This is a genomic window from Saccharopolyspora sp. MMCC62, from assembly GCF_057736575.1.
In genome coordinates, this window is sequence record NZ_JBYKCM010000010.1 from 151,727 (window position 1) to 171,135 (window position 19,409).

Annotated in this window: 19 protein-coding genes; 14 read left to right on the plus strand and 5 right to left on the minus strand. The window is 72.1% G+C overall.

Annotation, left to right across the window (positions count from 1 at the left end):
• The first annotated feature begins 179 nt into the window (after positions 1-179).
• The gene (locus AC29IT_RS22850; protein ID WP_488220064.1) at positions 180-1,064 is read left to right on the plus strand and encodes a DUF6542 domain-containing protein; all 885 of its coding nucleotides are present in this window, start codon (positions 180-182) and stop codon (positions 1,062-1,064) included.
• 124 nt (positions 1,065-1,188) lie between these two features.
• On the opposite strand, the gene AC29IT_RS22855 is transcribed toward AC29IT_RS22850, so the two are convergent.
• Positions 1,189-2,250 carry a 4-hydroxy-3-methylbut-2-enyl diphosphate reductase gene (locus AC29IT_RS22855; RefSeq protein ID WP_358442685.1) on the minus strand — a complete coding sequence of 354 codons (1,062 nt, stop codon included), beginning with the start codon at positions 2,248-2,250 and terminating at the stop codon, positions 1,189-1,191.
• Between the two features lie 246 nt (positions 2,251-2,496).
• Between AC29IT_RS22855 and AC29IT_RS22860 the strand changes: the two genes are divergently transcribed.
• From AC29IT_RS22860 to AC29IT_RS22885, 6 genes are all read left to right on the plus strand, one after another.
• Positions 2,497-2,946: a lipid droplet-associated protein gene (locus AC29IT_RS22860; protein ID WP_488220065.1), complete on the plus strand. Its 450-nt coding sequence runs from the start codon at positions 2,497-2,499 to the stop codon at positions 2,944-2,946.
• Between the two features lie 32 nt (positions 2,947-2,978).
• Positions 2,979-4,262, plus strand: a complete 1,284-nt coding sequence (gene xseA / locus AC29IT_RS22865; protein ID WP_488220066.1) for an exodeoxyribonuclease VII large subunit — start codon at positions 2,979-2,981, stop codon at positions 4,260-4,262.
• 52 nt (positions 4,263-4,314) lie between these two features.
• Positions 4,315-4,689 (plus strand): hypothetical protein, encoded by a 375-nt coding sequence (locus tag AC29IT_RS22870; RefSeq protein ID WP_358442677.1) that lies wholly within the window; start codon positions 4,315-4,317, stop codon positions 4,687-4,689.
• On the plus strand, positions 4,686-4,949 hold the full coding sequence (locus tag AC29IT_RS22875; RefSeq protein WP_488220067.1) for an exodeoxyribonuclease VII small subunit: 264 nt from the start codon (positions 4,686-4,688) through the stop codon (positions 4,947-4,949). Before AC29IT_RS22870 ends, AC29IT_RS22875 begins: the two co-directional genes overlap by 4 nt.
• A 117-nt stretch (positions 4,950-5,066) precedes the next feature.
• On the plus strand, positions 5,067-6,110 hold the full coding sequence (gene glpX / locus AC29IT_RS22880; RefSeq protein ID WP_358442671.1) for a class II fructose-bisphosphatase: 1,044 nt from the start codon (positions 5,067-5,069) through the stop codon (positions 6,108-6,110).
• A gap of 294 nt (positions 6,111-6,404) precedes the next feature.
• Positions 6,405-7,148 (plus strand): S1 family peptidase, encoded by a 744-nt coding sequence (locus AC29IT_RS22885; RefSeq protein ID WP_488220068.1) that lies wholly within the window; start codon positions 6,405-6,407, stop codon positions 7,146-7,148.
• A gap of 54 nt (positions 7,149-7,202) precedes the next feature.
• Here AC29IT_RS22885 and AC29IT_RS22890 read toward each other — a convergent pair whose 3' ends face one another.
• Positions 7,203-8,174, minus strand: coding sequence for an NAD(P)/FAD-dependent oxidoreductase (locus AC29IT_RS22890; protein ID WP_488220069.1), 972 nt, complete (start codon positions 8,172-8,174; stop codon positions 7,203-7,205).
• Positions 8,175-8,349: 175 nt separating this feature from the next.
• Between AC29IT_RS22890 and AC29IT_RS22895 the strand changes: the two genes are divergently transcribed.
• The 5 genes from AC29IT_RS22895 (at position 8,350) to AC29IT_RS22915 (ending at position 14,152) form a co-directional block, all read left to right on the plus strand.
• Positions 8,350-9,744 (plus strand): class II fumarate hydratase, encoded by a 1,395-nt coding sequence (locus AC29IT_RS22895; protein ID WP_358442664.1) that lies wholly within the window; start codon positions 8,350-8,352, stop codon positions 9,742-9,744.
• Positions 9,745-9,898: 154 nt separating this feature from the next.
• On the plus strand, positions 9,899-11,440 hold the full coding sequence (locus tag AC29IT_RS22900) for an ATP-dependent DNA ligase (protein WP_488220070.1): 1,542 nt from the start codon (positions 9,899-9,901) through the stop codon (positions 11,438-11,440).
• The gene (locus AC29IT_RS22905; protein WP_358442659.1) at positions 11,437-11,862 is read left to right on the plus strand and encodes a DUF4288 domain-containing protein; all 426 of its coding nucleotides are present in this window, start codon (positions 11,437-11,439) and stop codon (positions 11,860-11,862) included. Before AC29IT_RS22900 ends, AC29IT_RS22905 begins: the two co-directional genes overlap by 4 nt.
• A 48-nt stretch (positions 11,863-11,910) precedes the next feature.
• The gene (locus tag AC29IT_RS22910; protein ID WP_488220071.1) at positions 11,911-12,504 is read left to right on the plus strand and encodes a hypothetical protein; all 594 of its coding nucleotides are present in this window, start codon (positions 11,911-11,913) and stop codon (positions 12,502-12,504) included.
• Between the two features lie 208 nt (positions 12,505-12,712).
• Positions 12,713-14,152 carry a GuaB1 family IMP dehydrogenase-related protein gene (locus AC29IT_RS22915; RefSeq protein ID WP_358442653.1) on the plus strand — a complete coding sequence of 480 codons (1,440 nt, stop codon included), beginning with the start codon at positions 12,713-12,715 and terminating at the stop codon, positions 14,150-14,152.
• A gap of 45 nt (positions 14,153-14,197) precedes the next feature.
• Here the strand turns inward: AC29IT_RS22915 and phoH2 are convergent, their stop codons facing one another.
• Complete coding sequence (gene phoH2, locus AC29IT_RS22920) at positions 14,198-15,505, minus strand: RNA 5'-3' helicase PhoH2 (RefSeq protein ID WP_488220117.1); 1,308 nt, start codon at positions 15,503-15,505, stop codon at positions 14,198-14,200.
• 614 nt (positions 15,506-16,119) lie between these two features.
• A complete protein-coding gene (locus AC29IT_RS22925) occupies positions 16,120-17,283 on the minus strand; it encodes a DUF885 domain-containing protein (RefSeq protein WP_488220072.1) in 1,164 nt (387 codons plus the stop codon).
• A 308-nt stretch (positions 17,284-17,591) separates the two neighbouring features.
• Here AC29IT_RS22925 and AC29IT_RS22930 point away from each other — a divergent pair, with 308 nt between their 5' ends.
• Both AC29IT_RS22930 and AC29IT_RS22935 read left to right on the plus strand, forming a co-directional pair.
• Positions 17,592-17,840, plus strand: a complete 249-nt coding sequence (locus AC29IT_RS22930; protein WP_358442647.1) for a hypothetical protein — start codon at positions 17,592-17,594, stop codon at positions 17,838-17,840.
• A 268-nt stretch (positions 17,841-18,108) separates the two neighbouring features.
• Entirely contained in the window at positions 18,109-18,357 is a 249-nt protein-coding gene (locus tag AC29IT_RS22935; RefSeq protein WP_358442645.1) for a hypothetical protein, read from the plus strand.
• A 92-nt stretch (positions 18,358-18,449) separates the two neighbouring features.
• Here the strand turns inward: AC29IT_RS22935 and AC29IT_RS22940 are convergent, their stop codons facing one another.
• The gene (locus AC29IT_RS22940) at positions 18,450-19,226 is read right to left on the minus strand and encodes an isoprenyl transferase (RefSeq protein WP_358442642.1); all 777 of its coding nucleotides are present in this window, start codon (positions 19,224-19,226) and stop codon (positions 18,450-18,452) included.
• Between the last annotated feature and the right edge of the window lie 183 nt (positions 19,227-19,409).

The window sequence follows — 19,409 nt, forward strand, 5'->3', positions numbered from 1 at the left end:
GGACGCTAAGAGTTTCCAGTTGCCTGTGTCAAGGTTCACAGTCCACCAGCGGGCCGCCCAGCCGCCATTCGGCCGCGACCGACCGCACGACGGTCACGAGGAAGGGGAAGCCCGCAGCTCGGCGATCAACTTCCGGAGAGGTCGTTCCACAGCCGTTCCTGACCGTTACGGTTGTGCTCGTGACCGCCACTCGCGAGCGCCAGAGCGCACCCTCTCCCGACCACGGCGCCCCACACTGGGCAGAACGGTCCGCTTTCCGCACCCGTGGCGTCCCGCTATGGGCGGCGGTGCTGATCGCCGCGGCCGGCACCGCGCTCGGCGCCGGGATCGACCTGCTCATCAGCGGCACCCCCGGACTGATCTTCAAGATCGGCCTGCTCGTCGGGTGCGTGGCCGGGGTGGCGCTGGTGCAGCGGGAGAGCCTGTTCGGCCCGATGGTGCAGCCGCCGCTGGTCGCCACCGTCGTCATGCCGCTGCTCGTGCTGCTGTTCGGCGGCGGAGGCGGCAGCGGGATGATGGGCAAGGTGCTGGGGGTCGTGCAGCCGATCATCGCCGGCTTCCCGATGATGGCGATCACCACCGCGATCTGCCTCGCGTTCGGGCTCGCCCGGATGTTCTGGCTGGAGCGCCACGACGCCGAATCCGAGCTGGACCTGGCCGACCAGCCCACCAAGAAGCGCAAGCCGGTGAAGCCGCCGAAGGAGGCCGCCGAACGTCCGGCGCGCAAGCGGCCCGCCGATGACGAGAAGCGCCCCGCCCGCTCCCGCGACGCCTCCGGCAGGCCCCGCCGCCCCGCCGAGCAGGGCGGCCGCACCCGCGACGCCGCGAGCAAGCGCGACGGGCGCGATCGCGGGACCCCGCCCGCCCGCGGCGAACGCGGCACCCCGCCCGCCCGGGGCGGCACTCCCGGCCGCAGCTCCCAGCCCGGCCGGGCCCCGCGCGGTGAGGGCCGCGGCGAAGGCCGCCCCAGGCCCGCGCCCGGGCGCGGACGTCCCGAACCGAAGCGGGACGACCCGGCGCGCAGGCCCCGCCGCCCGCGCCGCGACGACGACTTCTTCGACTGAATCCGCCGCGCCCCGCGCAGCAGAACGGCCCGCCGACCGATCAGGTCGAGCGGGCCGTTCGCGCTTCGGCGCTCCGAGGTGAGCCGCCCCGCGGAGACGGGGGTAGCTCACCTGCGGTGTCGGGTCAGCGGACGCCCTTCGGCGCGTCCGGGTTCTCCTTGAGGTCCTTGCGGAGTTCCCGCGGCAGCGCGAAGGTGATCTTCTCGTTGGCGGTGGTCACCTCTTCGACCTCGCCGTCCCAGCCGCGCTCGGCGAGGTGCTCCAGCACCTGCATCACCAGCACGTCCGGCACCGAGGCACCGCTGGTCACGCCGACCGTGCCGACGCCCTCCAGCCAGGAGTCCTCGATCTGGTTCGCGTAGTCGATCAGGTGCGAGTCGTGCGCGCCCGCCTGCAGCGCGACCTCGACGAGCCGCTTCGAGTTCGAGGAGTTCTGCGAGCCGACGACCAGCACCAGATCGCACTCGGCGGCCATCGCCTTCACCGCGAACTGGCGGTTCGAGGTGGCGTAGCAGATGTCGTCGCTCGGCGGCGCCTGCAGATCCGGGAAGCGCTCCTTGATCTGGTCGACCCGCTCCATCGTCTCGTCGACGCTGAGCGTGGTCTGCGACAGCCACACGACCTTGTTGGGGTCGCGGACGTGCACCTTGTCCACGTCCTCCGGCTTGTCGACGAGCTGCACGCGGTCCGGCGCCTCACCGGCGGTGCCCTCGACCTCCTCGTGGCCCTCGTGGCCGATCAGCAGGATGTCGTAGTCGTCGCGGGCGAACCGGTTGACCTCCTTGTGCACCTTCGTGACCAGCGGGCAGGTCGCGTCGATGGTGCGCAGGTTGCGGTCCTTCGCCTCCTCGTGCACGGCGGGGCTGACGCCGTGCGCGGAGAACACCACGAGCGCGCCCTCCGGGACCTCGTCGGTCTGGTCCACGAAGATCACGCCGCGGTCCTGGAGCGTCTCCACCACGTGCTTGTTGTGCACGATCTCCTTGCGGACGTAGACGGGCGGACCGTAGGTGTCCAGCGCCTTCTCGACCGTGATGACCGCGCGGTCCACGCCTGCGCAGTAGCCACGGGGTTTGGCGAGCAGGACGCGCTTGGTGCGTCCGCCCTCCGGAGTGCCCTGGTCGGAGGTGCCCTGGTCAAGGTCGCTCTGTGCGAGGCGATCGGCTGCCTGCGGCGAGGTGCTCATGCCGACCAGGGTACGGACCGCTCCCGGACGGGTCAGCCCTGCGGGCACCTCCCACGCAGGTACCGAACGTCACCGCTCACCCCACCGGTCGACACCTGGAACGCGGCACCCCGCCCCGGATCGGGGACGCGCCGCCACCGGGAGCACTCGCGGTACCGCCGAACATCGCAACCGCCCCGCACCTCCGGGCGAAGCTCGTGCGCCCGGCCGATGGTTTCCGCGGCGCGAGTGCGGGAGGCTGGGGCCATGTCGACGTACCCCTTGCCGATCCGCGTCGCGGCCGGACTCGCGGCCGTCACCGCCGAGCAGACCCGGCAGCTGCCCACCCAGCTGCTCGGGCTGCCGCTGACCGTGGCCAGCCAGGCCCTGCAGCTGTCGATGCGGGTGCAGCAGCAGATCACCGAACTGGCCATCCGCGGCGACGAAGCCCTCAGCGCCTGGGACCGCGGCGAGGACCAGCCGGAATGGGCCACCTTCGACGAGGACGAGCCCGCGCCCGGCCCCGCGGCGGCGGACGAAGCGGACGTGCTCACCAGCTACGACGAGATCACCCTGCCGCAGCTCCGCGGCAGGCTGCGCGGCTTCTCCGCGGCCGAGGTCGAAGCCATGCTCGACCACGAGCGGCGGAACCAGCAGCGCCCCGAATTCGTGCGGATGCTCGGCAACCGGCTGGAACGGCTCCGCGCCGAGAACTGACGCGCCGCCCCGTCCCGTCCGGGATCGGCCGTATGATCGCGCCGCCATGCCCGGACGTGGAAGGAGCGGTCCTGAACGCCCCCGCCAACCCACCGCCGACCAGCGCGGAAGATCCGTGGCCGGTGCGCACCGTGGCCCGCAAGATCGCCGACTGGATCCACCGGCTCGGCACCATCTGGGTCGAAGGCCAGATCACGCAGATCTCGCAACGGCCCGGCGCCGCCACCTCCTTCCTCACCCTGCGCGACCCGTCCGCCGAGGTGTCGCTGACGCTGACCTGCGCGTCCTCGCTGCTGCGCAAGCAGGACCCGCCGCTGACCGACGGCAGCCGCGTCGTGGTGCACGGCAAGCCCACGTTCTTCACCGGCCGCGGGACGCTGAGCCTGCGGGTGGACGAGATCCGCGCCGTCGGCATCGGCGAGCTGCTCGCCCGCATCGAACGGCTCCGCCAGCTGCTCAAGGCGGAAGGGCTGTTCGACCCGGCCCGCAAGCGGAAGCCGCCGTTCCTGCCGAACAAGGTCGGTCTCATCACCGGGCGCGCGTCCGCCGCCGAGCACGACGTGCTCAGCAACGCGCGGCTGCGCTGGCCGTCGGTGCGCTTCGAGATCCGCAACGTGGCCGTGCAGGGCTCGACCGCGGTGCCGCAGATCCTGGACGCGCTCGGCGAGCTCGAACGCGACCCCGACGTGGACGTGATCGTGCTGGCCCGCGGCGGCGGCAGCGTCGAGGACCTGCTGCCGTTCTCCGACGAGGCGCTGTGCCGCGCGGTCTCGACCTGCCGCACGCCGGTGGTCAGCGCCATCGGGCACGAACCGGACTCGCCGCTGCTGGACCACGTCGCCGACATCCGCTGCTCCACCCCCACCGGAGCGGGCAAACGGGTCGTCCCGGACATGGCGGAGGAGACCCAGCGGGTGCACCAGCTCCGGGACCGCGCGCGACGTGCGCTACACGGATGGGTGGATCGCGAGCGCAGGCTGCTCGATTCGCTGCGCAGCAGGCCCGCGCTCGCCGACCCGCACGGCCCGCTGGACCGCAGATCAGAACAGGTCCAGATCGGACGGGACCGCGCGCGGCGCGCCATCACCGGCGTGCTCACCGCCGAAGGGCACGCGATGACCGCGACTCGATCTCGCTTGACGACCCTCGGTCCTGCGGCCACTCTTGCTCGCGGGTACGCGATCGTGCAGCGGGTCGAGCCCGACGGGGCGGACGGAGTGCTGCGCTCGATCGACCAGGCCCCGGCGGGAACCACCTTGCGGGTCCGCGTCGTTGACGGAGCGGTGCACGCCGTGGTGCCCGACGGAACGGAGTAGTGGAACGAGGGAGGTAGTGGTGCGGGGACAGCAGGAGCCCACATTCCTCCCCTTGACGGTGGCCGTCACGCGCTCGCCGAAGCTGCACGACGCCGAGCAGGTCCGGCAGTGCGCGCGGGAGGCCGACCTGGCCGCCGCGCGCTGCTGGAACGCGCTGCTCGGCGGCTGCGACTCCACCGAGCGCCGGACGCTGCCGCTGAAGCTGCGGGCGCTGGCGGACGCCACGTCCGAGTACGCGGGCAACCGGTGGTGGGTCGGCCGCGGAGCCGGACACCGACGTAGGGTCGCCGAAGCGCAGTTGCGCATCAACGATGCGGTCCGGGAAGGCGACGGCGCCGAGTTCGCCGAGGCGTTCGTCGGCTACGACCAGGCCATCGCGACCGCAGTGGTGTCCGTACCCAGCAAGCTGGAGAGCCCCACCCCGTGACGAAGAACGAGCAGGACGAGCACTTCGACCCGGTCGCCGACCACCCGGACGTCGCCGAACTGGGCTACGAGCAGGCGCGGGACGAACTCGCCGACGTGGTCAAGCGGCTCGAAGCGGGCGGCCTGTCCCTGGAGGACTCGCTGTCGCTGTGGGAACGCGGCGAAGCGCTCGCGGCCGTGTGCGAGCGGCACCTCGCGGGCGCGCGGGAACGCGTCGACCGCGCCCTCGCCGCCGTGGAGGAGCCCGGCGAAGATCGGTAGTGGGCTCGCCCACGTGCCCCGGCTCCGTGCCGCGCGATCTGCGAAGATCCGACGAGCAGGGCGCGCGGAGCCGGCGCGTGCTGCCGATGGAGTCAGCTCGCCATACCGGGAGGCGCGATGAGCACGTCCACCACGCAGGGTCGCCACGAGGCGCCCGACCGCAACCTGGCCATGGAACTGGTCCGGGTCACCGAGGCCGCGGCGATGGCCGCGGGCCGCTGGGTCGGTCGCGGCGACAAGAACTCCGGTGACGGAGCCGCGGTGGATGCCATGCGCAAGCTGATCGGCACCGTCTCGATGCAGGGCGTCGTCGTCATCGGCGAAGGCGAGAAGGACGAAGCGCCGATGCTGTTCAACGGCGAGGAGGTCGGCAACGGCGAAGGCCCCGAGGTGGACGTCGCCGTCGACCCGATCGACGGCACGACGCTGCTGAGCAAGGGCATGCCGAACGCGCTGGCCGTGCTCGCCGTCGCCGAACGCGGTGCCATGTTCGACCCGTCCGCGGTGTTCTACATGGAGAAGCTCGCCGTCGGCCCGGAGGCCGCCGGGGTCGTGGACCTGAACGCGCCGACCGCGGAGAACATCCGCCGCGTCGCGAAGGCCAAGCACATCGACGTCTCCGACGTGACGGTCTGCATCCTGGACCGGCCGCGGCACGAGGACCTGGTCCGCGAGGTCCGCGAGGCGGGCGCCCGCATCCAGTTCATCTCCGACGGCGACGTGGCCGGGGCGATCGCCGCGGCCCGCCCGGACAGCGGCGTGGACATGCTCATCGGGATCGGCGGCACGCCCGAGGGCATCATCACCGCGGCCGCGCTCAAGTGCATGGACGGGGAGATCCAGACCCGGCTGTGGCCGAAGGACGACGCGGAGCGGCAGAAGGCGATCGACGCCGGGCACGACGTGGAGCAGGTGCTGACCACCTCGGACCTGGTGCGCGGGGACAACGTGTTCTTCTGCGCCACCGGCATCACCGATGGCGCGCTGCTCAAGGGCGTGCACTACCGGGCGAACCGGTGCAGCACCCAGTCGATCGTGATGCGGTCGAAGTCGGGCACGGTGCGGGTCATCGACGGCCTGCACAAGCTGTCCAAGCTGAGCGAGTACTCGGACGTGGACCTGGGCGGCACCGAAGGCGGCAGGCACGGCCTGCTCCCCTGATCGCACGACCCGGACCGCCCGTCCCGCGCACGCCGGGGCGGGCGGTTCCGCGTTTCCGGGCGCGAGCTGTTTTTCCCGGTATTTCCCCGAATCGGCCATTCGGGCCGCGTTGACCTGCACCGGAGCCCCGTTCGGCCGTGTGGGTACCGTCGTTGGAGCGACGCGAAGACCCACCTAAGTGGGTGCCTCGGAGGAGTGAAGATCCTTACCGTCAGTGGTCACTCGGCCCGCCGCACCGGACCGAGCACCACCCCGGCCGCACCAGGACCGGGCACACGGAAGGACTCGTCCCCCATGCGCACACGCTCCCTGCTCACCGGAGTGCTCGCCGCCGGCGCCGCGCTCGCGCTGGCCACGCCCGCTTCCGCGGCCCAGGACCCCACGCCCATGGTCGTGGGCGGGCACGACGCCACCGAGACCTACTCCTTCATGGTGTCGCTGCAGTCCGGCGGCGGGCACATCTGCGGCGCTTCGCTGATCAAGGAGGACTGGGCGGTCACCGCCGCGCACTGCGTCCAGGGCAGCCAGCCGGAAGACCTGTCCGTGCGCGTCGGCAGCCTGGAGCACGCCTCCGGTGGCGAAGAGGCCGGGATCAGCGACATCAAGGTGCACGACTCCGCGGACATCGCGGTGATCAAGCTGGACAAGGCGGTCTCCGCGCAGCCGATCTCCATCGCCTCCGAGTCGGGCGCGACCGGCACCGAGACCCGCATCATCGGCTGGGGCCAGACCAGCCCGGCGCCGGGCGGCGAGGCCCCCGCCACGCTGCAGGAGCTGGACACCGCGATCGTCGACGACGCCGACTGCTCGAGCATCGAGGGCGAGACCGAGATCTGCACCTCCAACCCCGGTGGCGACTCCGGCGCCTGCTACGGCGACTCCGGCGGCCCGCAGATCAAGGGCACCCAGGGCTCCTGGGAGCTGATCGGTGCGACCAGCCGCGCGGGCAACAACGACTCGAACTGCGCGACCGGCCCGTCGATCTACACCGACGTGTCGGCCCTGTCCAGCTGGGTCGAGGAGAACACCGCCGCCTGATCGGCACCCCCCTGACCGGCCGCCTTCCCCCTGGGGAGGGCGGCCGTTCCACGTTCAGGACCGGTCGGAGGAGTGGCCGGGGAAGAGGTGGGCGGCCGGGTCGAGGGCGACCGCGATGTTGTTGACCGCGGTGGCCGCCTCGCCGAAACCGGTGGCGATCAGCTTCACCTTCCCCGGGTAGGTGGCCACGTCGCCCGCCGCGTACACCCGGTCCCGGTTGGTGCGCATCGTGCTGTCCACCCGGATCGAGCGCCCGGCCAGCTCCAGCCCCCAGGATTCGATCGGCCCCAGCGAGGCGGTGAACCCGAGCGCGGCGACCACGGTCCGCGCGGGCAGCACCCGCCGCCGCTCGCCGACGGACAGCTCCACCTCGTGCACCCCCTCGGCGTCCCCGCGCACCGCCACCACCTGCGCCTCGGTGATGATCTCGACGCCGAGCGCGGCGACCTCCCGCACCAGGCCGGGGTGCGCGCGGAACCGCGACCGGCGGTGCACGAGGGTCACGCTGCGCGCGATCGGGTGCAGCGCCAGCGCCCAGTCGAACGCCGAATCCCCGCCGCCGACCACCACCACGTCCTGCCCGCGGTGCACGGCCAGGTCCGGCACGAAGTGCACCACTCCCCTGCCCAGCCAGTCCCCGCCCGCGGGCAGCGGCCGCGGCGTGAACTCGCCGATGCCCGCGGTGATCAGCAGCGCTCGCGCGCGCACCGGGTCCGCGCCGGCCAGCACCCGCAGCTCACCGTCCACTTCGGACAACTCGGTGGCGTCCCTGCCCAGCAGGTAGCGGGGTTCGCGCGGCGCGGCCTGCGCCACCAGCGCCGCCACCAGGTCGCGGCCGCGCACCGCGGGGAACCCCGGCACGTCGAAGATCAGCTTCTCCGGGTACATCGCGGTCACCTGCCCGCCCGGCTCCGGCAGCGAATCCACCACCGCCACCGACAGGCCGCGGAACCCCGCGTAGTACGCCGCGAACAGGCCCGCGGGCCCCGCGCCGACGACCAGCAGATCGACCTCGTGCTCGGCCATGCCCCACCCCGCTCGCCCCGGTGCAACGCGGATCACACCCGAGCCTAGACCCGGGCGGAAGTGCCCGGCCCGATGACGATCTCCGTCACCTTTCTCGGTCCAGCACCGGCCGGACGACCCGGAAGTGGGCCGCCCCATACTGACCGGCCCCGCTCGCGCGGTGGACACTTCGGTCATGGCTGAACAGGACTACCGGATCGAACACGACACCATGGGCGAGGTCAGGGTTCCCGCCGACGCCCTGTACCGCGCGCAGACGCAGCGCGCCGTGGAGAACTTCCCGATCTCCGGCCGCGGGCTGGAGCGCGCGCAGATCCGCGCCCTCGGGCTGCTCAAGGCCGCCACCGCGCGGGTCAACGGCAGGCTCGGCATCCTCGAGGCCGACATGGCCGAGGCCATCGCCACCGCCGCCGACGAGGTCGCCGAGGGCCACCACGACGCGCACTTCCCGATCGACGTGTTCCAGACCGGCTCCGGCACGTCGTCGAACATGAACGCCAACGAGGTCATCGCCACCCTGGCGACCCGCGGACTCGGCCGCGACGTGCACCCGAACGACCACGTCAACGCCTCGCAGTCCTCGAACGACACGTTCCCCACCACGATCCACGTGGCCGCCACCGAGGCCGTGCTCGCCGACGTCATCCCCGCGCTGGAGCACCTGGCGGGGGTCGTCGAGGGCCGCGCCGCCGAGTGGACCGAGGTCGTCAAGTCCGGGCGCACCCACCTGATGGACGCGGTGCCGATCACCCTCGCCCAGGAGGCCGGTGCGTGGGCCTCGCAGGTCCGCTTCGGCGTGGAGCGGCTGCGCTCCGGGCTCGACCGGCTCGGCGAGCTGCCCATCGGCGGGACCGCCGTCGGCTCCGGGCTGAACGCACCGGACGGCTTCGGCGCGGCCGTCGCCGCCGAGCTCGCCCGCGTCACCGGGCTGCCGCTGACCGAGGCCCGCGACCACTTCGAGGCGCAGGCCACCCAGGACGGCGTCGTCGAGACCTCCGGGCACCTGCGCACCGTCGCGGTGAGCCTGAACAAGATCGCCAACGACGTGCGCTGGCTCGGGTCCGGCCCGCGCACCGGCCTCGCCGAACTGGCGCTGCCCGACCTGCAGCCCGGCTCCTCGATCATGCCGGGCAAGGTGAACCCGGTGATCCCGGAGGCCACCCTCCAGGTCGTCGCGCAGGTCATCGGCAACGACGCGGCCGTCGCGTTCGCCGGCGCGCAGGGCAACTTCCAGCTCAACGTGAACCTGCCGGTGATCGCCCGCAACGTGCTCGAATCCGCGCGGCTGCTCGCCGCCGTGTCCCGGCTGCTCGCCGACAAGGTGTTCGCCGGGGTCGAGGCCAACGTCGAGCGCGCCCGCGAGTACGCCGAGGGTTCGCCGTCGATCGTCACGCCGCTGAACCGCTTCATCGGCTACGAGGAAGCCGCGTCGATCGCGAAGCAGGCACTCAAGGAGCGCCGCACCATCCGCGAGGTCGTCCTCGAACGCGGCCACGTCGACTCCGGCAAGCTCACCCTGGAGCAGCTGGACACCGCGCTGGACGTGCTGGGCATGGCCAAGGCCAAGTGAGCCGGTGGGCCGTGCGCACCGCCACCCGGCGAGCGCACGGCCCGATCCGGAGCACCCCCAGCGGTTCCGGATCACGACTACGACGCCGCGCACCGCACCTCCGGTTCCCCCGCTCTCCCGGCGAGTTGCGGGGAACCGCGCGCACCATGGGCGCATGGTGCCGCTGACCGCGGTCGTCGCCGCGTCCGCCGACGTCGCGGCGACCCGCGCCCGCAACGCGAAGATCCACGTCCTCGCCGAACTGCTCACCCGCCTGCGGGGTGCGGAGATCCGGCCGACCGCCGCGCTGCTCGCCGGGGAACTGCCCGGGGGACGCGCGGGCGTCGGCTGGTCCACGTTGCGCTCGCTGCACGCCGCACCGGCCGCCGAACCCGAGCTGACGGTGCTCGACGTGGCCGCCGCCGTCGACGCGCTGCGCGCCACCACCGGCGCGGGATCCGGGCAGCGGCGCCTCGACCTGCTGCACGCGCTGCTGGGCCGGGCCACCACCGACGAGCAGCGGTTCCTCGTCCGGCTGCTCGGCGGCGAACTCCGGCAGGGCGCGCTGGAAGGCGTGCTGCTGGCGGCCGTGGCCCGCGCCGCCGACGTGCCCGCCGACGCGGTGCGCCGGGCGTTCATGCTCTCCGGGCGGCTGCCCGCCACCGCCGAGGCCGCGCTGACCGGCGGTTCCGCCGCGCTCGCCGAGTTCCGGCTCGAAGTGGGCAGGCCGCTGCGGCCCATGCTCGCCTCCCCCGCCGCGACCCTCGCGGACGCGCTGGACGAGCTCGGGGCCTGCGTCGTCGAGCACAAGCTGGACGGGGCGCGGATCCAGCTGCACCGGGACGGCGGGCAGGTGCGGGTGTTCACCCGCACGCTCCGCGAGATCACCGGGCAGGTCCCGGAACTGGTCGAGCTCGGACTCGCCCTGCCCTGCACGTCCGCGGTGCTGGACGGCGAGGCGCTCGCCCTCACCGACTCCGGCAGGCCCCGCCCGTTCCAGGAGACGATGTCCCGCTTCGGCGCCCGCGGCCCGCGCGACGAGGTGCTGCGGCCGCACTTCTTCGACTGCCTGCACCTGGACGGCGCCGACCTGGTGGACGAGCCGCTGCACCGGCGGCTGGCGGCGCTGGCCCGCGTCGCGCCCGAGCACCGCATCCCCGGTGTGCGGCCCGGCACGGCGGAGGACGCGAGCGCCGTGCTGGACGACGCGCTCGCCGCCGGGCACGAAGGGGTCGTGGTGAAGTCGCTCGACTCGGTCTACGCGGCGGGGCGCCGCGGCCGGACCTGGCGCAAGGTCAAACCGTCGCACACGCTGGACCTGGTGGTGCTCGCCGCGGAATGGGGCCACGGGCGGCGCAGCGGCGCGCTGTCGAACCTGCACCTCGGCGCCCGCGACCCGGCGGGCGGGCCGCCGATCATGGTGGGCAAGACGTTCAAGGGCCTCACCGACGAACTCCTCGCCTGGCAGACCGCCGAATTCCCCCGCCACGAGACGCACCGCGACCGGAGCACCGTGCACCTCGTCCCCGACCTCGTGGTGGAGATCGAACTGGACGGCGTGCAGGTCAGCACCCGCTACCCCGGCTCCGTCGCGCTGCGCTTCGCCCGCGTGCTGCGCTACCGCCCCGACAAGGACGCCGCCACCGCCGACACGATTGACGCGGTGCGGGCCATGCTGCCGGGGGCTCCGGCGGCGGATGAGAAAGTGGAGCCATGACCACACCCAGCGACGACGAGCAGGTCGGCTCGATCGACATCGGTTCGGGCAGCATCGACCCCCGCGACTTCCAGGCGAGCACCTCCTCCGCCGAGGCCGAGTTCTACGTCGCGCTGCTGCTCATCGAGATCTCCTCCGCGTCGGCCACCGAACCGGAGCTCTACGAGGAATCGTTCGTGCTGGTCAAAGCCGAATCCGACGAGGAAGCGCGGGAGAAGGCCGTCGACTACGGCAAGCAGCAGGCCGCCAGCTACCCGAACGAGGACGGCGAGATCGTCACCTGGAAGTTCAAGGAGCTCGTCGAGGTGAAGAAGGTCGAGGACGCCACCTTCGACGACGGCGCCGAGCTGTACAGCCGCTTCTTCCGCAACTACACCGCCTACCGCGCCTTCGAACCGATGCTCAGCGGCGAGGAGATCTGACGCCGTCCACCCCACCGGTGATCTTGCGACCCGTTCGGGTGCCGCGGCTTGCTCTCGAACGCGCGTTCCCGATGCAGTACGAGCGTGTACTTAGCCGCCTACGCCGACGAGTCCTACGACCTGGACCTCGGCGTGTACGTCCTGACCGCCAGCCTGATCGACCGGACCGAGGCCGAACCGATCCGCGCCGTGCTCACCCACCTGCGCAAGGGTGGGCGAAAACTGCACTGGAGCAAGGAGCCCGATCGTCGTCGCGAGGAGATCGCGAAGGTCGCGAGCACCTTCCGGTCGACCAACTTGGTGGTCGTCGGCTCGGCGTCTCCGATGAACGCGGAACGCGCCCGCCGCAAGTGCCTCGAAGCAATCCTGCCGGAGGTCGAGGCGGCGGGCGGATCCGTGCTGACGCTGGAATCCCGTCGGCCGCACAACGACAAGCTCGACAAGAAGACCGTGGCGGTCTGCAAGCGCAAACGCGTGATCTCGATGAAGGTTCACGTCGAGTTCATGCCCGGGGACGCCGAGCCGATGCTCTGGCTGCCGGACATCGTGTGCGGAGCGGCGTTGGCCGCCGCACGCGGAAACCGGCGGTACTTGGAGCAGCTGGCCGACGCCGCGCGCCTGCTCGACGTGGATGCGTCGTGAGCGGAAAAGGCCCCAGAAAACGCAGAGGCCGGGGTCCCGCCTCCGGCGGGTAGTCCCGGCTTACTTCCACGCACCTCGGTGCGCAGCTACCCACAATGTAGCCGCGCGGCGAAAACCCCCGCAACCACACGTCCGGATGATCCGCTCCGGGTGCGGGGCTCGTCCGATCCGGCCGGTGGCGGCCGTCCGGCACGTATCGTGGAACCTCGTGCGGTTCTTGAACGGGCAGCAGCCCTCCACAGACCTGACCTACGACGACGTCTTCCTGGCCCCGCGCCGTTCCGGCGTCGAGTCCCGGTTCGACGTCGACCTCGCGACCTCGGACGGCTCCGGCACCACGCTGCCGGTCGTGGTCGCCAACATGACCGCCGTCGCGGGCCGCCGCATGGCGGAGACGGTGGCGCGGCGCGGCGGGATCACCGTGCTGCCGCAGGACGTCGCCCCCGAGGCCGTCGCGGAGATCGTGTCCTGGGTGAAGGACCGGCACCCGGTGTGGGACACACCGCTGGTGCTGCGCGCGGACGACGCCGTCGCGGACGTGCTGAACCTGCTCCCGAAGCGGTCGCACGGCGCGGTCGTGGTCGTGGACGAGGACCGCAGGCCGGTCGGCGTGGTGGACGAGGCCGCCTGCTCGGGGGTGGACCGGTTCGCGCGGATCGGCGAGGTCGCCGACCGCTCCCCGCTGGTGCTGGCGCTGGGCACCGAGCCGCGGGAGGTCTTCGAGCAGCTGCACGCCCAGGGCAAGCAGGTGGCGCTCGCGGTCGACGCGGACGGCGGGCTCGCCGGCATCCTCACCCGCCGCGGTTCGCTGCGCGCCGAGATCTACGAGCCCGCGCTGGACGGCGCCGGCCGGCTCCGGGTCGCGGCGGCGGTCGGCGTGAACGGCGACGTGGCGGGCAAGGCCGCCGCGCTGCTGGCGGCCGGGGTGGACGCGCTGGTCGTGGACACCGCGCACGGCCACCAGGAGAAGATGATCAGCGCGTTGCGCGCGGTGCGGGCGCTCGACCCGTCGGTGCCGGTCGTCGCGGGCAACGTGGTCACCGCCGAGGGCGTGCGGGACCTCGTCGACGCGGGCGCGGACGTGATCAAGGTCGGCGTCGGGCCGGGCGCCATGTGCACCACCCGGATGATGACCGGCGTCGGCCGCCCCCAGTTCTCCGCCGTCGCCGAGTGCGCGGCGGCCGCGCGGGAGCTCGGCAAGCACGTGTGGGCGGACGGCGGAGTCCGGCACCCGCGGGACGTGGCGCTGGCGCTGGCCGCCGGGGCCGCCTCGGTGATGGTGGGTTCCTGGTTCGCGGGCACCCACGAGTCGCCCGGTGACCTGCTGCGCGACGAGCACGGTCGCGCGTACAAGGAATCCTTCGGCATGGCCTCCAAGCGCGCCGTCGGTGCTCGGACGCGCACCGACAGCACCTTCGACCAGGCCCGCAAGGCGCTCTACGAGGAGGGCATCTCCAGCTCTCGGATGAAGATCGACCCGAAGCGCCCCGGCGTGGAGGACCTGCTGGACGAGATCAGCTCCGGGCTGCGCTCCTCCTGCACCTACGCGGGCGCGCGGAACCTCGCCGAGTTCCACGAGCGCGCGCTGGTGGGCATCCAGTCCGCCGCCGGTTTCGCCGAGGGACGCCCGCTGCCCGGCGGCTGGTGATCCCGGTGGCCGGGGGCGTCCGCGCGGACGCCACCGGCCCGGGCGTCAGGGGGTGAACTCCCCTTCCAGCATCTCCGTCACCAGCGCCGCCACCGGCGAGCGCTCGGAACGGGTCAGCGTGATGTGCGCGAACAGCGGATGGCCCTTGAGCTTCTCGATCACCGCCGCCACCCCGTCGTGCCGCCCGACGCGCAGGTTGTCCCGCTGCGCCACGTCGTGGGTCAGCACCACCCGGGAGTTCGCCCCGAGCCGGGACAGCACCGTGAGCAGCACGTTGCGCTCCAGCGACTGGGCCTCGTCCACGATCACGAACGAGTCGTGCAGCGAGCGGCCCCGGATGTGGGTCAGCGGCAGCACTTCGAGCATGCCCCGGTCGGTGACCTCGTCGAGGACGTTCTCGCTGGCCAGCGCGCCGAGGGTGTCGAACACCGCCTGCGCCCAGGGCTGCATCTTCTCGTTCTCGCTGCCCGGGAGGTAGCCCAGTTCCTGGCCGCCGACCGCGTAGACCGGCCGGAACACGACGACCTTGCGGTGCTGCTGGCGCTCCAGCACCGCTTCGAGCCCGGCGCACAGCGCGAGCGCCGACTTGCCGGTGCCCGCTCGGCCGCCGAGGGAGACGATGCCGACGTCCGGGTCCAGCAGCAGGTCCAGCGCGATGCGCTGCTCCGCGGAGCGGCCGTGCAGCCCGAAGGCCTCCCGGTCGCCGCGCACCAGCTTCACCTGCTTGTCGGCAGTGACCCGGCCGAGCGCGCTCTGGGTGCCCGCGAGCAGCCGCAGCCCGGTGTTGGCGGGCAGGTCCTTGGCCTCGTCCAGGTCGGCCGCGCCGTCCTTGAACAGCGCGTCCACCTGTTCCGGCGGCAGGTCCAGGTCCGCCATGCCGGACCAGCCGCTGGACACCACGTCCTGCGCCCGGTACTCGTCGGCTTCCAGCGCGACCGAAGCAGCCTTCACCCGCAGCGGCATGTCCTTGGTGACCAGCGTGACCCGGTGCCCGTCGGCGGCGAGGTTCAGCGAACACGCCAGGATGCGGGCGTCGTTGGAGTCGGTGCGGAAACCTGGCGGCAGCACCTGCGGATCGGAGTGGTTGAGCTCGACGTGCAGCGTGCCGCCGTCCTCACCGATCGCGACCGGCGCGTCCAGCCGGCCGTGCTCGATGCGCAGTTCGTCGAGGCCGCGCAGGGCCTCGCGGGCGAACCAGCCGAGTTCCGGGTGATGCCGCTTCGCCTCGAGTTCGCTGATCACGACCAGCGGGAGCACCACGCGGTGCTCGGCGAACCGGGTCATCGCCCACGGATCGGACAGCAGCACCGAGGTGTCGAGCACGTACGTGCGGACATCCGTTCGGGCTGCGATGCCTGCGGAGTCCTCGGCCTGGGCCGGGGTTTCCGCTGTGGCTTGGGAACGTCGTGTGGTCACGGCTACTCCCTCGCGGGCGTGGGGCACACGCCCGCTCGTCGGCGGGCCGGGCCGCCCCTGCCCTGGCCTGGCCGGACCGGCAGGCGGTCCGGCGCAGCCACCGAGGCCGCGCACCGGCCCCGAGCGACCACGGAGGACGGTGATACCGTCCGATCCAGCCAACAGCCACGGTCAGGGCCTCCCCGGACGGGCCATTTACGCGTCGACCCGTCACTTCGGACGCTACCTCCGAGATTCGCTTCTGGGCAGGCGACCAGGCAGGTGATTCGCCAGAACGTCAGCCTGGGGTCACGTGCGCACCGGTTCCGGTGCACCCGGACGCCATCCGCCCGTCGCCCGGACGTTCCCGCGAATCGGACAAGATCCTGGTCACAGCGTTGCGGACGGGGCAGTCGAACTCCTCCGCCGCGAGCCCCCGGAACCACCCGGACGTACGCACGTGCCGTGATCAACGCAGCGTCCACTTTGGTCTGATCGAGTGAACAACAGGACTTTTCGGACTTGTGGCACCGATTCCGGGGTTCGACCGATCGGCCCAATCGGCGCACCGATCACCCGCCGGGAGTCCACGGCTCGTCCAGCAACCGCCGCACCCCTTCGCCCGCTTCGAGCCTGCGCGCCACCCGCCGCGTCCCTTCCGCGTAGGTGACGACGTGCAGCCGCCACCGCGGATCGGCGGCGAAGCGGAGGAACGCGCGGACGCCGTCCGCGGGCAGGCACGCCCACCGGTGCAGGTGCGCCGCCGCCGCATCGATGCCCGGGCCGTCGTGCAGCAGCAGCGCCGCGTCCGACCGCACCTCGCGCAGGCCGTCCAGCGCGGCCAGCACCCGTTCCGCCCGCTCCCCGTCGACGCGGATCCCCGCCTCCGCCAGCACGTCCTGCGCCCAGCGGCCCCAGCCGGGACCGACCGCGATCCGCAGGCCCAGCTCGGCGATCCCTTCCGCGAGCAGCGACTGCGGGCCGTCCCGCAGCGCGATGCCGTGCTCGGCCCAGCCGCGCGCGCCGACCAGCTCCCGCTCCTTGCGGCAGTGCTCGGCGTGGTGGCCCGGGTAGGACTCGTGCGCGACCAGCGCCGGGAGCCGCCCCGCCCACACCTGCCGGTCCGGGTTCACCGCGACCAGCGAGCGGAAATCACCCAGGTAGCGGTGCAACGCCGACCACGGGCGGCCGCGGACGTAGCGGTGGTCGACGCGCTCCTGCACCGGCAGGCCCGGTTCGGCCCGCACCCGGGCGCGCAACGCGCGGGCGAGCTCGGCGACCCCGCGGGCCAGCAGCGGCGGCGGCACCCGTTCGCGCCGCGCCAGCAGCGCCAGGCGGTCCGCGACGGGTCCCGAGCCGGGCAGCAGCTCCGCCAGCTCCGCGTGCGCGCGGCGGTACCGATCGGGGTCACCCGGTTCGAGGGAGATGCCGAAGCACGCCGCGACCTCCCCGCGGAAGGACGCCTGTTCCCCGGCCAGTCGTCTGGCCCGGAGTTCCAGCGCGGCGAGCTGCGCGCTCAGGAACGCCGCCCGCGGCGCGGCGAATCCGACGTCGGGGACGGAGGCGAACAGCAATTGCGCGCGTTCTGCAAGTACACCGGGGACTGATATGGGCTCGCGGGCGATCACGCTGTGCAATCGCGGTTCGCCGACGCAGGAGAGCACGAAATCGGGGTCGAGCCGCCCGATGCGCAGTCCGAGCCGCAGGTACTCGCGAACCAGCTCGGCGGCGTCCACCACCGGACGGTACGGCCTCGCTAGCTGCGAGGAAAGGCCCCGAAGACCATTCGGCGGAGCCCGGATCGCGAATCCCCGGCGACCGATGTTATGGAGCACGAATACTTACCGGCGAGTAGCCGGACCGGGGAGCGACGGTTCGCCTTGAGGGCGAAAAATTTTGCCTACACGATGGTGTTAACCAGCTGTGCTTACACCTTCAGGAATGGTTAGGTTTTTTTCGCGGCCGACTCCCTGGGCGAACTTTCCGGGGTGCTCGTGAACGAGGGACCGCGACCGCAACACCCGAAACAACAAGGAGCATCCAAGTGCTGAAGAAGGCAGTGGTCGTCGCCGGTGCGGCGGCGGGTCTGATGGCGCTGGCACCGATCGCGAACGCGGACACCGCGGACAACGACGGCGTCAACCTGCTGAACGACAACAACCTCAGCGTGCTGCCCGTCCAGGCCTGCGGGAACAACGTCGCGGTCCTCGGTGCCGTCGTGCCGATCCTGTCGCCGCAGACCAGCGACTGCGTCAACGCGCCGGTCGTGGACCACCCGTCCGTCAAGGGCTGAAACGGCGCCACCACTCGGTAGTCGGCATTCCGTCGGCGCGGTCCGTGAGAGACGATCTCAATTCGCGCCAGGTTCGCCGAAATCGCCGAGTCACCTCATTTCGAGGTAACGTCGCCGACGGACCGGAATCCACTTGGACTTTTTCGAGCGGAAGCCATTCTCCGGCGACATCACGACCGCCCCGATCCGGTCACTCCACGTGTTCGCACACGGGTGAGCGCGCCACTTCGGGGCATCCCGCGGCAATACTTCTAGGAGAGTGAACGCAATGCTGAAGAAGGCAGTGGTCGTCGCCGGTGCGGCGGCAGGCCTGATGGCCCTCGCCCCCATCGCCAACGCGGACAGCGCCGACAACGACGGCGTGAACCTGCTCAACGGCAACAACATCAGCGCCGTGCCGGTGCAGCTCTGCGGCAACAACGTCGCCGTGCTGGGTGCCGTCGTGCCGGTGCTGTCCCCGCAGACCAGCCAGTGCGTCAACGCCCCGGTCGTCGACCACCCCTCGGTCAAGGGCTGACACACAGGCGCTCGTGTGGATGCATGAAAAGGCCAGGCCCTTCGGGACCTGGCCTTTTCGCTGCGCTGGTGCGGGACCAGCCCGGACGGTCTTCAGCCGCCGTAGCGGCGGTGCCGCGCCGAGTACTCGCGCAATGCGCGCAGGAAGTCGACCCGCCGGAACGCGGGCCAGTACGCCTCGCAGAACCAGAACTCCGAATGCGCCGACTGCCAGAGCATGAACCCGGACAACCGCTGCTCTCCGGACGTGCGGATCAGCAGATCCGGGTCGGGCTGGCCCGAGGTGTAGAGGTGCTCCGAGATGTGGTCGACGGTGAGGAACTCCGCGAGCTCCTCGATGGTGGTGCCCGCCTCCGCGTGCTGCTGCAGCAACTTGCGCACCGCATCGGCGATCTCCTGCCGCCCGCCGTACCCGGCCGCGACGTTCACCTGCATCCCCGTGCGGCCCTCGGTGCGCAGCGCCGCCGCCGACAACCGGGCCGCCGTCTCGGTGGGGAGCATGTCCAGCGCACCGACGATCCGCACCTGCCACGGGTTGCTCGCATCGGTGAGCTCGTCCACCACCCCGGCGATGATCTCCAGGAGCGCGTCCAGCTCCGCGCTGGTGCGGTTGAGGTTGTCGGTGGAGAGCAGCCACAGCGTGACCACCTCGACGTCGGCCTCCTTGCACCAGCCGAGCAGCTCGCTGATCTTGCGCGCACCGGCGCGGTGGCCGTGCGCGATGTCGAGCCCGGCTTCCTTGGCCCAGCGGCGGTTCCCGTCGAGGATCACACCTACGTGCCGGGGTGCCCTGGCGCCTCTGAGCTGACGGCGCAGCCGTCGCTCGTACACGTCGTAGATGAGTTCCCGCAGACGAACCTTGAGCGCCACGCTCCCTGAGAGTACGCGCGCCGCTGCGCAGCCCCGACGGTCCCTCCGTCGAATGCCGACCGTGCTGCTCCGAACGCTGCCGCGGCCTGCAACGGACATCACCGCCAGCGGGGGGCTGCGCAGAACCTACGGTCCCGTAATCTTGCGGTGTGACTAGCGCCTTGACCGCTCGACGCGCCACCT

What these genes read in the sequence shown, in the direction of transcription:
- AC29IT_RS22905 (WP_358442659.1), top strand. Translation starts at nt 11,437, where the DNA reads ATGACCACACCCAGCGACGACGAGCAGGTCGGCTCGATCGACATCGGT.
- AC29IT_RS22885 (WP_488220068.1), top strand. Translation starts at nt 6,405, where the DNA reads ATGCGCACACGCTCCCTGCTCACCGGAGTGCTCGCCGCCGGCGCCGCG.
- AC29IT_RS22890 (WP_488220069.1), bottom strand. Translation starts at nt 8,174, where the DNA reads ATGGCCGAGCACGAGGTCGATCTGCTGGTCGTCGGCGCGGGGCCCGCG.
- AC29IT_RS22900 (WP_488220070.1), top strand. Translation starts at nt 9,899, where the DNA reads ATGGTGCCGCTGACCGCGGTCGTCGCCGCGTCCGCCGACGTCGCGGCG.
- AC29IT_RS22860 (WP_488220065.1), top strand. Translation starts at nt 2,497, where the DNA reads ATGTCGACGTACCCCTTGCCGATCCGCGTCGCGGCCGGACTCGCGGCC.
- xseA (WP_488220066.1), top strand. Translation starts at nt 2,979, where the DNA reads ATGATCGCGCCGCCATGCCCGGACGTGGAAGGAGCGGTCCTGAACGCC.
- AC29IT_RS22895 (WP_358442664.1), top strand. Translation starts at nt 8,350, where the DNA reads ATGGCTGAACAGGACTACCGGATCGAACACGACACCATGGGCGAGGTC.
- glpX (WP_358442671.1), top strand. Translation starts at nt 5,067, where the DNA reads ATGAGCACGTCCACCACGCAGGGTCGCCACGAGGCGCCCGACCGCAAC.
- AC29IT_RS22935 (WP_358442645.1), top strand. Translation starts at nt 18,109, where the DNA reads ATGCTGAAGAAGGCAGTGGTCGTCGCCGGTGCGGCGGCAGGCCTGATG.
- AC29IT_RS22855 (WP_358442685.1), bottom strand. Translation starts at nt 2,250, where the DNA reads ATGAGCACCTCGCCGCAGGCAGCCGATCGCCTCGCACAGAGCGACCTT.